Source organism: Microbacterium sp. SCN 71-21 (assembly GCF_001725695.1).
Lineage (GTDB): Bacteria > Actinomycetota > Actinomycetes > Actinomycetales > Microbacteriaceae > Microbacterium > Microbacterium ginsengisoli.
Window position 1 is genome coordinate 1 of the sequence record NZ_MEGA01000060.1, and the last position, 14,234, is coordinate 14,234.

At 69.0% G+C, this 14,234-nt stretch carries 12 protein-coding genes; 1 reads left to right on the forward strand and 11 read right to left on the reverse strand.

Annotation, left to right across the window (positions count from 1 at the left end):
* The 5 genes from ABT08_RS09550 to ABT08_RS09570 form a co-directional block, all read right to left on the reverse strand.
* A partial coding sequence (locus ABT08_RS09550; RefSeq protein WP_288114805.1) for a glycosyltransferase family 2 protein occupies nucleotides 1–206 on the reverse strand: 206 nt, incomplete at its 3' end.
* The gene (locus tag ABT08_RS09555) at nucleotides 203–469 is read right to left on the reverse strand and encodes a hypothetical protein (RefSeq protein WP_056208463.1); all 267 of its coding nucleotides are present in this window, start codon (nucleotides 467–469) and stop codon (nucleotides 203–205) included. The genes ABT08_RS09555 and ABT08_RS09550, both read right to left, overlap by 4 nt.
* Before the next feature lie 207 nt (nucleotides 470–676).
* Complete coding sequence (locus ABT08_RS09560) at nucleotides 677–3,058, reverse strand: LGFP repeat-containing protein (RefSeq protein WP_288114806.1); 2,382 nt, start codon at nucleotides 3,056–3,058, stop codon at nucleotides 677–679.
* The gene (locus ABT08_RS09565; RefSeq protein ID WP_288114808.1) at nucleotides 3,055–3,330 is read right to left on the reverse strand and encodes a hypothetical protein; all 276 of its coding nucleotides are present in this window, start codon (nucleotides 3,328–3,330) and stop codon (nucleotides 3,055–3,057) included. Before ABT08_RS09565 ends, ABT08_RS09560 begins: the two co-directional genes overlap by 4 nt.
* A gap of 353 nt (nucleotides 3,331–3,683) precedes the next feature.
* Complete coding sequence (locus ABT08_RS09570; protein ID WP_288114809.1) at nucleotides 3,684–5,453, reverse strand: hypothetical protein; 1,770 nt, start codon at nucleotides 5,451–5,453, stop codon at nucleotides 3,684–3,686.
* A gap of 93 nt (nucleotides 5,454–5,546) precedes the next feature.
* Between ABT08_RS09570 and ABT08_RS09575 the strand changes: the two genes are divergently transcribed.
* Nucleotides 5,547–6,140: a D-glycero-alpha-D-manno-heptose-1,7-bisphosphate 7-phosphatase gene (locus ABT08_RS09575; protein ID WP_082483131.1), complete on the forward strand. Its 594-nt coding sequence runs from the start codon at nucleotides 5,547–5,549 to the stop codon at nucleotides 6,138–6,140.
* Nucleotides 6,141–6,170: 30 nt separating this feature from the next.
* Here ABT08_RS09575 and ABT08_RS09580 read toward each other — a convergent pair whose 3' ends face one another.
* From ABT08_RS09580 to ABT08_RS09605, 6 genes are all read right to left on the reverse strand, one after another.
* Nucleotides 6,171–6,749: a D-sedoheptulose-7-phosphate isomerase gene (locus tag ABT08_RS09580; protein WP_056208024.1), complete on the reverse strand. Its 579-nt coding sequence runs from the start codon at nucleotides 6,747–6,749 to the stop codon at nucleotides 6,171–6,173.
* A 31-nt stretch (nucleotides 6,750–6,780) separates the two neighbouring features.
* A complete protein-coding gene (locus tag ABT08_RS09585; RefSeq protein WP_162237837.1) occupies nucleotides 6,781–8,265 on the reverse strand; it encodes a PfkB family carbohydrate kinase in 1,485 nt (494 codons plus the stop codon).
* A 67-nt stretch (nucleotides 8,266–8,332) separates the two neighbouring features.
* Nucleotides 8,333–9,577: a glycosyltransferase family 9 protein gene (locus tag ABT08_RS09590; protein WP_288114810.1), complete on the reverse strand. Its 1,245-nt coding sequence runs from the start codon at nucleotides 9,575–9,577 to the stop codon at nucleotides 8,333–8,335.
* A gap of 61 nt (nucleotides 9,578–9,638) precedes the next feature.
* Entirely contained in the window at nucleotides 9,639–11,963 is a 2,325-nt protein-coding gene (locus ABT08_RS09595) for a CgeB family protein (RefSeq protein WP_288114811.1), read from the reverse strand.
* Nucleotides 11,964–11,972: 9 nt separating this feature from the next.
* The gene (locus ABT08_RS09600; protein ID WP_056207989.1) at nucleotides 11,973–12,899 is read right to left on the reverse strand and encodes a glycosyltransferase family 2 protein; all 927 of its coding nucleotides are present in this window, start codon (nucleotides 12,897–12,899) and stop codon (nucleotides 11,973–11,975) included.
* Nucleotides 12,900–12,921: 22 nt separating this feature from the next.
* Nucleotides 12,922–14,010, reverse strand: coding sequence for a glycosyltransferase (locus ABT08_RS09605; RefSeq protein WP_288114813.1), 1,089 nt, complete (start codon nucleotides 14,008–14,010; stop codon nucleotides 12,922–12,924).
* Nucleotides 14,011–14,234 lie beyond the last annotated feature (224 nt).

Consider the following 14,234-nt stretch of genomic DNA (forward strand, 5'->3'; position numbering starts at 1 on the left):
TAGTACGTCGCTCCGACGTCGGCGCTCAGAGACGCGAGATAGTCACTGAATCCCGGTTCCGGGCTCGCATCGTCGAGGACGAGGACATCGAGGTCGAATCCGTCGTGTGCCAGGGAGGCGATCGACGACAACGTGCGCTCAGCGAATGAGCGCCCGTTGTAGAACGTGACGGCGAGGAGGACCCTCGGCGTGTGCGAGGCGGTCACCGCCCCAGAATCCGCTTCGCTCGCTGCGCCGTTACGTGCAGGGAGTGGTTCTGACGGATGAGGTGTTCCAGCTTGCGGCGCGGATCGAGGAGTCGCTTCAGGTCCGCGACCTCCGCACTCAGCGCGGCCACGCGCTCTTCACTGGTCAGGAGCTTCTGCGCCAGCTCGATCGCGCGTTGATTGGCGATCGCCGCGTCTTCGAGCGCCCGCTCCAGGGACACCGCGCCGACGAGCGCGGGCGAGAGTTCATCCTCACCGGACATCGCGCTGCACCTCCTTCTTTCCGCCGACCCGATCAGCCGGCTCTGTAGCGACGGGCGCGCAGCAACGAGACTCCGTCGTGGCACCATCGCCGCCGTGATCTCGCACCCGCCTCGCGAGCACGCTCGAAGATCGATGTTCCCGACCGACCGCGGCGCCCCGCCACGCTATCACCTCGGCACTGCGTGTCCCTTTGAGACGACTGACGCTCACCCGTTCACCGAGATCACGCCGAACTGGAACCGTTGCGAGACTTTCCCGTTAGACGTCGTCGCCGCCGCGATCGGCAGACCGTACGTACCCGCCGCGCCGCCCGCGCCGACCCACGCGATGTTGACCGCCCCCGAAACCGCGTAGGCGCCCGTCGCCGGAGACCACAGGATGCTCCCCCCGGCGAAGGGCGCAGCGCACCAACGCCCGTTGCACTGGGTCACGCCGGTCGGCAGCCCCAGTGCGCCGGTCACGCCACCTGATGCGACCCAGATGTCGCGGTACGCCCCCAGCACCGGCACGATTCCCGCCGAGGTCGTTCCGACCAGCGCGCCACCCACGAACGACTGCATGCACGTCACCGACGAGCACGTCGAGTTCCCCGTCGGCGCACCCAACGCACCGGCACCCGAACCCTGCGCCTGCCACGGAGCGAGGAACCAGCTGGACACGGATGCGACACCGTACGTCGGCGTCCATACCAGCACGCCGCCCTGGAAGACCTGCGAACAGTTCATACCGTTGCAGGAGTCAACACCCATCGGAAGACCCAGTGATCCCGTCGGACCACCGGCGGCCATCCACACGTCGCGGTACTGCCCGATCACCGGCACGATTCCCGCCGAGGTCGTTCCGACCAGCGCGCCACCCACGAACGACTGCATGCACGTCACCGAGGAGCACGTTGCCTCACCCGTCGGCAGCTTGAGCACGCCGCTGTCGAGTCCCACTGCCGCCCACGCGCGGTAGAACCCCTGCGTCGTCGCGATCGCCGATCCAGATGCCGCCACATCGATGCGACCGTTCGCGAACGTCTGCGCGCAGGCGCTGGACGCAGCACAGTCCGCCGGGCCCGAAGGCGCTCCGAGCGTGGCGATCCCGCCCATCGAGGTGTATTTCGCGGCGATGCCCGACGGGATCACATAGGCGACGGTGCCCGACGACACGATGAGTCCACCACTGAACTGCTGCGTGCAGCCGGCCGAGACGCATGCGGCGTTCGACAACGGATACCCCAGGGGTCCGCTCGAGCTGTTCACCGTGTTCCACGCTGTGAAGATCGGGCCCGTCACAGACGTCACTTGCGTGCCGGATGTGTAGAACGCCGCACGCGCGAACAGCTGGGCGCACTGGCTTCCACCGGGGGAACAGAGCTCCGGTCCGCGCGCGCCGCCGAGCGCGACGCCCCCGGCCGCCAACCAGGCGGATGCGACATGGGAACCGACCAGCGACCCGCCCGTGGAGTCCGCCGCGATCACCCCGCCGTCGAAGGACTGCACACACGTGCCGTCGGGATTACAGACCACGACTCCCGTCGGAAGCCCGGGCGTCCCCGTGATGAATCCCAGATTGCGCCACATCGTCTCGATGAGCGTCGGCACACCGAACACTCCTCGACCGGGGAACCAGAAGATCGTTCCGCCCGTGAACGACTGCTGACAGTACTTGCTGTCGATGCACACGACGCCGCCGAGCGGCGAACCGAGAATCCCGCTCGCGCCGCCGAGTGCCTGCCACGCATCGGCGTAGGCGCCCTCGACCGGCTGGCTCAGCGGGTTGCCGAACCAGTCGGTGTACAGCCGCCAGAAGTTGCGGTTGCCATAGGTCGAGCAGAAGTCGCCTGTCCCGTAGAGATTGTCGAGCGCTGCCTGGTTCGGCGTGTACGGCGTATAGATGTAGAGAGCCCGGGTCGCATCGTTCTGGATGTAGACCGGCTTCGTCCCGCAGATCCGACTGTTGTCGGGAGGCGTCGCCTGATAGAGGATGTTGTTCCAGCCGAGCTGATAGCCGAATGACTTCGGATTCTTGATGTAGACCTGGAACTGACGGGCCGCCCCGTACACCTGGTAGAAGAACCCCGCGTAGGCGGGATCGCACGCCGCGCCGTCCGGGCATCCCTGTCCGAGCGCGGCAGAGTAGTTCCGGGCCGTCGGCGCGGTGGACGTGATGAGACCCTGCTCCTTCTGGAGCATCACGAGGATCACCTTCGGGTTGATACCGCACGCCTGGGCGGCCAGCACGATGACCTGCGCGGCGCTCAGCGTGCCACCCGGCGTGGCCGCGCAGTAGCTGTTCGCCGGGAGCGCCGGAGTGGACTGCGCGTAGTAGTCCTTCAGACAGGGCATCCCGTTGCTGCCGCTGCACGAGGTCACTTTGGAGTTCAAAAACGCCTGGACATCCGCCACGGTCATCGACTGGGAGTCGAAGAAGTTCTGATCGGAGATCAGATACCCGGGCTGGAAGTCCGAGGCGTTGGCCGCGGTTGCCGGCGATGACGCCGCGGGGAGTACGACAGCGACGAGGCCGCCGACCACCGCGAGGCAGACAGCGAAGATCGCGATCAGCCGGGGCCTGCGCGCGCGTCGACCGGTGCCTGTCACGGCTGGCTAACGGTCGTGGGAGCAGAAGACGCTGCGGCCGTCGATGACGCGTAGCTCAGGACGAGCGTCCACTCACCGGAGGTCGCGCGAACCGAGATGGATCCGCAGTTGACCGCGGCGGGTGTCGCACTGGCAGCGATCGTGCCGCTCACCACACGCCCGTCCGACGCCGTCGCCGTGAGCGTGCAGGTCCCGTCCGTCCCGGCGGCGCCGGTCACCAGACCGGACGCCCAGAGCGATTGTCCGTCGGCACCGAAGTTGACGATGGTCACGGTCGCTTGACCCGACGGCGTAGACGGGGCATCCGGAACCACGACGTCCGTGGCTGCCGGCGTGGGCGCCGTGCTCGACGGAGTCGAGCTCACCGCGGGAGCACCGCTCGGCGCAACGGTGGACGCGGTCGGACTCGACGACGGCGAATCAGCGCGAAGTGGCGCACAGGCGGCAAGCCCTCCGCCGCCGACGAGCACGACGAACAGCGCCAGTCCACGGACAAGCCCCGAGCGACGCGGCGCGGAGGCTCGGCGGCCCGGAGCGATCAGGAGCCTGTCGTGGAGTCGGGTCACCATTCCAGTATCAACGCGAGGCGTCGCCGACGCTCCCAACGACACGAGACCTCACCGGATCAACCGGCGGAACCCTCGGGGACAACGTCGCCGACCACGATCGATTCGACGCACATCTTGCCGCCCTGAGAGTCGATGACCAGGTCGCCGTGCAGTGAGTTCGGAAAGTACACGGCCACTCGGCCGCCGGAGGAGGGCCGGTCGACGGTCACCCAGCCGCCGGTGTAGTGCAGCGCCATCTTGTCTCCGGAACCGGCCGAGACGTCCACGATGATGTACGTTCGCCCCGACGTCCGCACCCCGGGCATCGGCAGGGACTCCGATCCGTCGGTGCACGCACTTCCGGTGAACTGTTGTGAAGGAGACGACACGGTAGCCGGGCCTGCTCGACCGTCCCGCCCGACGATCCAGGCGCCGTCGAGCACCGTCGTGGCCTGCGCACCGCGCCATCCCATACTCGGGAGCAACGGCACCACCATGTCGTAGGGGTGCAGCTCAGGTATGCCGAAGGAGGTGGGCAGCGGCGAGTCGATCAGAGGAGGCGAGGGGTTCGGGAGGGTCACCTCGAGATTGGTCACCCAGGCGCGGGCCGCGTAGCCGCCACTCGTCTCGATGGTGCGCAGCGACGTGACCGCCCAGGAACCGGCCGCGGTCACGAACAGCGCACACCCGCCGACGAGCGCGAAGACGCGGACGACGCGGGAGACGGCCGGTCGGGTACGGCTTTCCCGCTCCACCACCACGGCACGAAGAGCCACAACTAGCACGACACCGATCGCCAACCACACCAGCGCGGTGCTCTCGAGCAGGTAGCGGAGCTGTCGCGAACCGGCGAGCCCGATGAGCTCGCCCCGACGTGACAGCACGGCTGCGTTCGCGAACACAGCGATCGCCGCGAAGATCCACACGCTGCCGTTCGAACGCGCGCGAAGGATCGTCCAGAGAATGAACACCGCGACCAACAGACAGGTGATCACGACTCGGGGCTCCGCCCACGAGGTCGGCTGGTTCGCCATGTCGATACCGAACAGAGACGGCACCAGTCCGCCGAAGACGTTCTGCGCGATGAAGCGCAGCGAGAATCCGATGCTGGGCGAATCCCCCGACTCGTCGACATACGGCCCCGACAGGAAGGCGATCACGTCGACGAGGGAGAGCGTGATGAGACCAAGCCACAGTGGCCACGCCCTCAGAAGCTCACGAGCGCGCTCCGCGACGGACCGCCCGCGCCAGATGACGAACACACACCACATCACGATGTGCAAGGAGAACAGCAGATTCTTCTCGCTGAGCGAGAGTGCCAGCGCGTAAAGGATGAGTCCGGCGATCAGGTGGCGTGTCCTCCGGGTGGTCACCCACCTGGTCGCGCACCCCAGCACGGCGAGTCCGAGCGCGAGCGCGAACATGTTGTTCAGCGTGGCCGCCCACCAGAGACGAACTGCGAGCGGGCCAAGGGAGAGCGTGAACGCGAGCCCCGCGATGAGATTGATCCGTGCCGGCCCCACGACGGCGTCGATGCAGCGGGTGAGAGCGACAAAGGATCCCACGTGGATCAGAACGATGAAGACGAGCGCGGCCGGCCACGACAGGGCGAAGACTTTGAGGAACGCGATGACGCTGGCGATGTATCCGGGCATGAGATGCCCGAACCAGGAGCGCACGAGCACACCGGGCGTGATCGGATTGGCTCGGAAGTACTCGACGAAGACGAGATCATCCCGGTCGAAGTAAGATCCCGCGGCGACCGCGACGGTAGCCGCGGCCACGATGCCCGCAGTGAGCCACAGCTCCCAACGCAGGCGCGACGACACGGCGAATCGGACGATCATCTCGTTCGGTCCTCCCCCTGACGTGCCCCGATCATCCTAACTGGGCCTCCTTGCGGGCCCGTGCGCATCGACCCCGCTGGTATCGTTCAGGCGATGTCACGCGCCAGTCACCGAGCCGATCCGACGGCGCACTCGGCGCGAGACTGGTGCCTGTTCCTCGACCGCGACGGCGTCATAAACTCGCGCCTGGTCGATGACTACGTGACGACATGGGACGAGTTCCGTTTCGAGCCGGGTGCCGTCGAGGCGCTCGTCTCGCTCGCCCGATGGGCACCGCGAATCGTCGTCGTGACGAACCAGCAGGGCATCGGCAAGGGGCTGATGTCGCTCGAGGATCTGACCGACATCCACCGCGAGATGTGCCGGGTGATCGGCGATGCCGGCGGGAGAATCGACGCGATCGAGTTCTGCCCGCATCTCGCGGCGGAGGACTGCGAATGTCGCAAGCCGCGGCCGGGAATGGCCGCGCGCTACCTCCGCGCCCACCCCGAGATCGACGGCGCCGGTTCGGTTTTCGTCGGCGATCAGCCGTCGGATGTCCAGATGGCTCGCCGACTGGCATCCCTCACGGGCGACTGTCTCGCCGTCCGCATCGACGGCGGCGTCGATGCGGACGCCGACGCGACGTATCCGAGCCTCGCCGCATTCGCCGATGCCGTCGCACGACCTGCCGCGACACCTCGATGAGCGCGCCCGTCACGCGAGTCGATGCATCCGTCAGGCCGAATAGCCGAATGCGTCCTCGATAGCCTGCATGAACGAATGGATGACGACGAGCTCGGACTCCTGAATGCGGTCCGCCCATCGGTTCTCCCCCAGGGCGAGGGCGACGTCGGCGACGGCCGCAACCGGAGTGTCGGCGGGCCCGGATGACGCGATCACGACGCCGCCGGCAGACTTCATCGCCTCGGCCGCTCGCAGGACGTTGGCCGACTTCCCGCTCGTGGTCAGGGCGAGCAGCACATCGCCGGGACGGGCCAGCGCCTCGATGAACTTGGAGAAGACGAACTCGTACCCGTAGTCGTTGGCAACACAGGTGAGGTGCGACGGGTCGGAGATCGCGATCGCCCGCAGCGGCGGACGGTCACCTCGGAAACGACCGGTGAGTTCCTCGGCGAAGTGCTGGGCGTTGGTCATCGACCCCCCGTTCCCGCAGGCGAACAGTGTGCCTCCGGCGCGCAACGACGTCACCATGAGCGCCGCCGCACGGTCGAACGAGTCGACGAACGCGGCATCCTCGGCGAGAGCACTCATCCGCCGCACGTTGTCGCGAAGGTTGTCGGCAATCACACTCATCTTGCTTCCTTTCGCACGCAGCATCGCGTGATCATCCGCGGCGCACCTGCTCGCCCTGCGAGAGGCGCGTTGTCGACACGCCGTCGAGCAACCCCACGATCTGCACGCGGCCGCCCCACGCTCTGGCGTCCTCGCCCCCGACGACCTCTTCGGGCTTGTAGTCGGAGCCCTTCACGATGATGTCCGGCTTGATCGCCAGGATCAGCTCGCGCGGCGTGTCCTGATCGAAGACAGTGACGAAGTCGACGTAGCGCACGGCATCGAGCACACCCATGCGATCTCGCTGCGGCTGGAGGGGACGCGACGGGCCCTTGAGTCGGGCGGTCGACTCGTCGGAGTTGACCCCCACCACGAGCACATCCCCGAACGACCGGGCTTCCTTGAGCAGCGCGACATGGCCGGCATGCAGAAGATCGAAAACGCCGTTCGCGAAGACGATCCGCTTGCCGGCCGACTTCTCTACTTCGACCAGGCGGGCGAGCTCGGCCCAGTTCTCGACGGTCCCGGGTCGCCTGTCCGGCGAAGACTCGACCAGCAGCTCGTCCAGCAGATCGGCGCCCGTCACGACCGCCGTACCCGGCCGGCCGCACGCGATTCCCGCGGCCATGTTGCCCACCTGCACGGCCTCGGTCGTCGTCAGCCCGCTCGCAAGGCCCACCGCGATGCCGGCGATCATCGAATCTCCGGCCCCCGACACGTCGGCGACCAACCGCGCCCGCGTGGGAATCCGGACACGTGAGCCCGCCTCGATGACTTCCACGCCGGCGGCCGACAGCGAGACGGCGAGCGCACCGATTCCGTCGACCAGCAGTTCGTGCGCGATGTGCTCCAGGGTGGCCGCGTCCGGTCGGGCCGCTCGCACTCGCGACATCTGGCAGGCCTCCGCGAAGTTCGGCTTGACGATGCTCGCCCCGCGGTACTTCCGGATGTCGGTCGACTTGGGATCGACGACGACCGGGACTCCGTGGCGTTGCGCGAGCTCGATGACCTCGGCGACGAGGTCCGCGTCGAGAAGGCCCTTTGCGTAGTCGGAGATCACGACAGCGGTCGACGCCGTGCCTGCGGCCAGCCCTTCGGCGAGCGCCGCGACGACCGCGGCCTGACCCTCGAAGTCGAGTGCGGATGTGTCCTCACGGTCGATGCGCACGATCTGCTGCTGACCTGCAACGACGCGGAGCTTCTCAATGGTCGGCGCGTCGCCGCGATCGACGCGGCAGGTCGCCACCCCGGCGTCGGCGAGCAGTCGCTCCAGCTCACGTCCCGACTCATCAGTCGCCCACGCGGCGATCAGGGTGGTCGACGCACCGAGGGCGGCGATGTTCATCGCCGCGTTCGCGGCGCCACCCGCGACGCTGCGGTCCTGCGCGACCTGCAGCACGGGGATCGGCGCCTCCGGCGAGATCCGGTTGACGGTGCCGTCGACGTATCGATCGAGCATCGCGTCGCCGATGACGAACACCCGGGTCGTTTCGAATCCGAGCACGTGGCGCGGGGTGATCGACGGCGGCGTAGACATCTGCGAGGATCCAGACCTTCCAACAGGGGCGCACTGAAGTGGGCGCGACCGAACGAGCGTAGCCGACTCAACCCGCGAGTTCGCGGCTGACCTCCTCCACGGCCCGCAAGACATCATGCGTCTCGACGGCGAGGATGCAATGGGCATGGGATGCGACGCACTCCTCGCCGCAGTCACCGGTCGGAGCGGCGGGCTGGACGACACGGCATCGCGTCGACCACGGGCCGAAGCGCTCGGGCGCGTTGTCGCTCCACGGCGACCCTGTGGCGGGATGGCATGTGACGACGACCGTCGGCACATCGAGACTCGACGCGATGTGCTGCAGTCCGGAGTCGTTGCCGACGAACAGATCGCAGCGGCTGATCGCGGCTGCGCTCTCACTGAGGCTGAGTGCGCCGGCGAGATCGGCTACCGGGATCCCCTGGGCCGACAACAGCTCGGTGAGGGCCGCCGCCCGCTCGACGTCGACCGCGCCCCCCAGAACCTGCACAGACAACGGCCCCGTCGCAGCGAGCGCGGCGGCGAGGTCGTTCAGCCGCTCGATCGGCCACTGCCGCTTCCCATCGCGCGCACCGATCCCGAAGCCGACCACCCGTCCCGGAGGCTGCCGCAGAGCGGCGGCCTCCGCGGCCCGATCGCGGTCGGACACGTCGTACAGCGCGGTCCCCGCTCGGCGGGTCGCCTCGTCGGTCCAGCGCACGCCCAGATGGGCGGCTACCCGTTCGAGCTGCTGCACGGAGAGCAACGGGACGTCGCCGCGGTCGATCACATCGGTGAGGAGGAGCTCCTGGTCTCCGAGCCAGGCTGGTTCCCGCGACGGCACGGGTGCGAACCCGACGACCGAACGGGCGCGCGAGGCGACGGCAAGGTAGCGCAGAGGAGTGTCGTCGAAGTCCCATCGCGGCAGGACGGCGAGGTCGTACCCCCGCAGCCGGAAGCGGCGCAGCGCCTGCCTCGCCGTCAGCACCTGTCGTTTGAGCGCCGACCCGTGAAGGACGGGGGACCACGGGATGACCCGGTCCACCGTCGGTGCCGCGTGGAAGATCGTCGCCGGACCGGGCTTCACAACGAGGTGGATCGACGCCTTCGGCCACTGAGCCCGCATCGCAGCGAGCAGGGTCGTCGTGGTGACGGTGTCGCCGATCTCGTCGCTGCGCATCACGACGATGCGTCGCGGAGTGCGTGTCGGACCCCATGGACGCCGTCGCAGGGATCCGAAGAGACGCCAGTACAGCCGCGGGGAGAGCGGGTCACGGTGGCGGATCGCGTTGATCTGCCATTCGAGCTTTCGGAACAGGTTCGGTGTCGTCATGCATTCATCCACGTCGGGAGCGCGGCCATCGTCCGGATCGGCGCGCGGCGTCCCCGCGATCCTATCGGCTCGGCCCCGGCACACCGGGCTCACCGGCGGACGTCCACACCTCGCGGGCCGCCTCGTCGAGCTCCCTGGCGCGTGCGTCGAACGAGTGCTCCGCGCGGATTCTTGCGGAGATGCGAGCAAGCTGCGCGTCGTCGGGGAAGATCGTCGCCGGGTCGGCGCGCAGCAGGTCGACGAGGTGTGCGGCGTCCTGGTAGGTCACCACCGCGCCCTCGAAGATCTCCTCGATCCCCTCGACCTCCTCTGAGATCACCCGTCCACCGACGGCGACCACGTCGAACGGCCGCATCGCGAGAAACCCCTCTCGTCGCATCGCGGGCCACTGATCGTTGAGAACGATCGATGCGGTCTCGTACCGCTCGGGGAGTCGATCGTGCGGGATTGATCGCGCGGCCAGTGCGGACTGCGCAATGAACGGTCGCCAATCGGGCCCGTAGACACGCACCGGGATCCCGGCCGCCAACGGCACCACGACGCTGGGACGCGCGATCCCCCGAGCCGTCCCGACGAAGACGATGTCGTCGCCCCTTGGCAGTCCGCGCGGATGGAAGAGGTCGGTGTCGACGCACTCGAGCAACGGACGGATGTCGCGGCCCCAGCGCGCCGACGCGCGCGCCGCCCAGCCCCTCGACGCGGCGAACACCCGGTCGAACCCCGACACCTCCGCGCGGGTGATCTCATCAGGATGGCTGATGATCCACTGCAGTCGCACACGAGTTCGCGGTGCCCGGATGCGATACGGTCCCCGCACCACCACGCTCACGTCGTCGACGGCGTCGGTCGGACGCGACGCGGCGTCGAACGCATCGATGACCACGGTGTGGCCGCGCCGTCGGAGGGCACGCGCGAGACCTTCGGCGAAGTGTCGATCCCCCCAGACCGCGCCCTGGCGCCCCGCCGGTGCGCAGATCTTGATCGACCATCTCTGGGCACCGGGATGCGGACGCCGCCACACGAGATCGGCTGACGGGCGCACGGACGGGCGTCGGTGCCGCCAGCCGCGGACGTCGAACCCGGCGGCCCCGATGATGCTCCGAGCGACCGGCGTGTCATCGACACCCGAACGTCGACGCCAATACCGTGCGTCGCGACCCGCGCGGCGGCGCCTGAAGGCGATCTCGGGCTCATCGAAGACCGGTCGGACATCGGTCAGCACGCGCAAGGGCACGTCCGCGCACCGGCGGCGCACGTCGATCGAGATCGCCTCGAGCTCACCGTCGTTGGTCAGCGAGGGCAACGCCCCGGCGCGATCGAGCGTCGCCCGCGCCACGGCGAACGTGCGCCCGGTCAGCAGCGGGACGTCGAGGACCGCGTCGAGCCGGTCCAGATCCTCCGGCGGCATCCACTCCAGGATCCGGCCGGGAAGCCCGCGCCCGATCGTCGCTGCTCCGATTCCCGCGACGGTCCCGTCGAATCGCCGATGCGCGGGGATCACGAATGACCCGGCGCCGGCCTCTCGCGCGAGCCGATCCAGTTCCCCCTCGGAGAATTCGGCACGGGCATCGAGCACGATGAGCGTGTCGGCGGCGAGAGAGCTCAGCGCCGCGCCGACCACCCGCGACCAGGTGCTCGTCGCGGCCTCTCGCCGCACGACGAGGGAGGGGACGAGTTGACAAAGGATCATCGCTGACACCCACGCGGATGCGTCGGGGGCGACGAAGCTCACCACGGCGGCGGCGCTGCCATCGGTGGCTCGGTGCGCCGCTTGCGCCAGCTTGCGGTGGTAACGACGATCCCCCGCCTGCAGGATGCGCACCAACCCGACCTCGTGATGCGGGACCGGACCACCGGTGGGCGCGGCACCGCGGCGCCAGGTGCGCGCGGCCTCGATGGCGAGGCGGCGGTACTGGTCGACGCTCATCGTCGTCTCCGCCGCCGCGGTGCGGAGCACCAGCGAGCCGGAGGGGTCGCGCCAGAGACGCTCCAGGGGCGGATCGCCCTCGCCCGCGACGGCTCCGTCGCCGGGTTCATGCCTCGTGGCGTCCCACCAAGGGTGCACGGACACCGTCGCCCGCTCGCTGACGAGATAGGCGTACAGGGCCGGAACGCGCAGAACCTCCGGCAGCTCGGCACCGGCGTACACCTCGTCGAAAAGGGGATTCAGGCTCATTCCGCGACGAAAGCCGCGCGTGACGTAGTGCGCGACGGCCGCCCGTCGCCCGACGCGATGGCCGAGCAGCGCGGAGTAGTACTCCGCGTCGATGAGCGCGGAGGCGAGCACGGTACGCGCCCACCACACACGGTCGAGCGCACGGATGCCGGCACCGAGGACCGGTGCCGATCGCAGCCCCCGCACGAGACGTCGGATCCGGCTGCGCACCGTACGATCCTAGGCCGTGCTCCGGGAACGCAGACCCCGCAGCACCCTCCGAAGCCGCCGTCGCACCGCTCGCCAGACGGAGACGTCGACGATCGAGCGGCCGCGGTTGCCCGGCGAAACACCGGCTATGCGCTCGAGCACGCGCTTCTCGATGCCGGCCAGGTACAGCGGAAGGCCCGGCCCGTAAGTCGCGATCCACGTCGCGAGGGCTCGATCCCTCACGATCGCATCGTCGCGCGCGTGATCGGCGGACAGTTCGAACATGCTGTTGGCGGCCGCGCCCGTCACTCCGGGACGCTGGGTCCAATACGCGAGCGTCGTTCCTGGGATGAATCCGATCGGATGCCGCGGGAGCACCCGCAGATAAAACTCCCAGTCCTCGACGGCGTCGAGCGACTCGTCATACCCTCCGACCTCGTCATGGAGGGAACGTCGGTAGACGATGGATATCGGCACGATGCGATTGATCACGAGCATCTCGGCCAGCGATATCCGCGACATCCCGGCCCAGAACGGCGCGCGGTCCGCCTCCACCCACCGGCTCCCGCGCCGCTCCTCGTAGACGATCTCGGTGGGCACCGAGACCGCACCGGAATCCGGATGGGCATCGAGCCAGGACGTCGTGCGGGCGAGGAATTCCGGATGCCACAGATCGTCGTCGTCGTGCAGCACGACCAACGGCGCATCGGCCTCTCGAACCCCGGTGTTCGCCGCGATGCACCGTCCGCCCTCCCCCGGCGCGATGTGGACGACGTGCACCTTGTCGGAGACGGAGGAGTCGGCGACGACCTGCTCGACCTCGTGCGGCCGTCCCCCGTCGTTGACCACGACGGCGCGCCACGAGGTCATCGACTGTGCAGCGATGTCCGCCAACGCGCGTTCGAGGAAGTCAGGCCGCTCCTTGGTTCGGACGATGACGTCGACGCGGGCAGCCATGCGACCCATGATAGGGCGCGCCTCACAGCTCCGCGTGGAGCTCCCAGACCCGCGCGGCGTGGTCGGACCAGGAGAAGCCGCGTCCGCGATCGCGGGCCAGCACCCGCAGTCGCGCGCTGTCGCCGATCGCGTCATGCAGCGCGGCGCCGAGCTCGGCGGGGTCGACGAGCACTCCCCCGTCGACGATGATCTCCCGATGGTCGTCGCAGTCCGCGGCGATGACCGGCACCCCCACGGCGAACGCCTCGAGGACCCGCCATGGGAACGCCGAGGCCCGCGAGGGCGCGACGACGGCGACCGCCGCATCCAGCACCGCCGCGCGGTCGTGCGCGTCGAGCCCGGCGAGCACCCGCAGGTGGGCGCTCGGTACCCCGGCCTGTTCCGCCCGCGCCCTCACCCGGTCGACGCGCAGGTCGCCGGCGCCCAGCACGACGATCGGCACATCCGGGGCGCCGCACAGTGCCGCCGCGAATCCGGCGTCGAGGTCGGCCTCGGCACCCGCACCGTCGAGCACGAGCACGCGGTCGGGCACGACGAGCGCGCGGCGGCGTCCGATCGCGTCACCGGGAACGGCGAACCCCTGAGGTGCCGCCCCCGCGATCACGCGCACCCGTCCGCGCAGCTTCGTGGTCGCCGCCAGCCGCTCCGCGATCGCGTGCGTCGGGACGATCACCGCGTCGGCATGCCGCTCGGCCCGCTTGAGCATCGCCTTGTGCGCGAGCGCGGCGGTCTTCGACGCGGCATCCGAGAAGTCCGGGATCTCCCACAGCGTCACGATCGTCTGGTCGTTGTCGTTGATGCGGTCGTGACGCACGAGCGGCGCCGCGAGAGTGGGCGAGTGGATGAGCCCGCCGCCGACACCCGGCGCGACGCCGAGCTGCCAGGACGTCAGAGCGGCGGACCGCGGCATCCCGACCGCGTCGACGCGGGCGAGACCGGGCACCTCGCGCTCGAGGGCGGCGGAGTCTCCGGCGGGCACCAGGGCCGCCACCTCGCAGTCGCGCGGCGCGGTCGCGATGAGCGCGCGCGCCACCTCGGCGGACACCGCGGTGAATTCCGACGCGGGCGCTCCGACCAGTTGATCGAGCACCACGCGCAGGGTCACCGTCATGACATCGAGACTACCCACCCCGCCCCGGGCGAACCCGAGCACGCGCTCAGTCGGACGGGCTCGGCGATGCGGTCGACGGGTGCAGCTTCTGCGCGACGAGCGTGCGGATGGTCGCGAAGTCGGGGTTGTCGGGGTCGATGTTCGCACCGGCGGGCGTGAGCTCGAGCGACTGCACGGGCTGACCCTTCGCCTTGATCGCGAGATCGAGGAAATAGCCGATCATC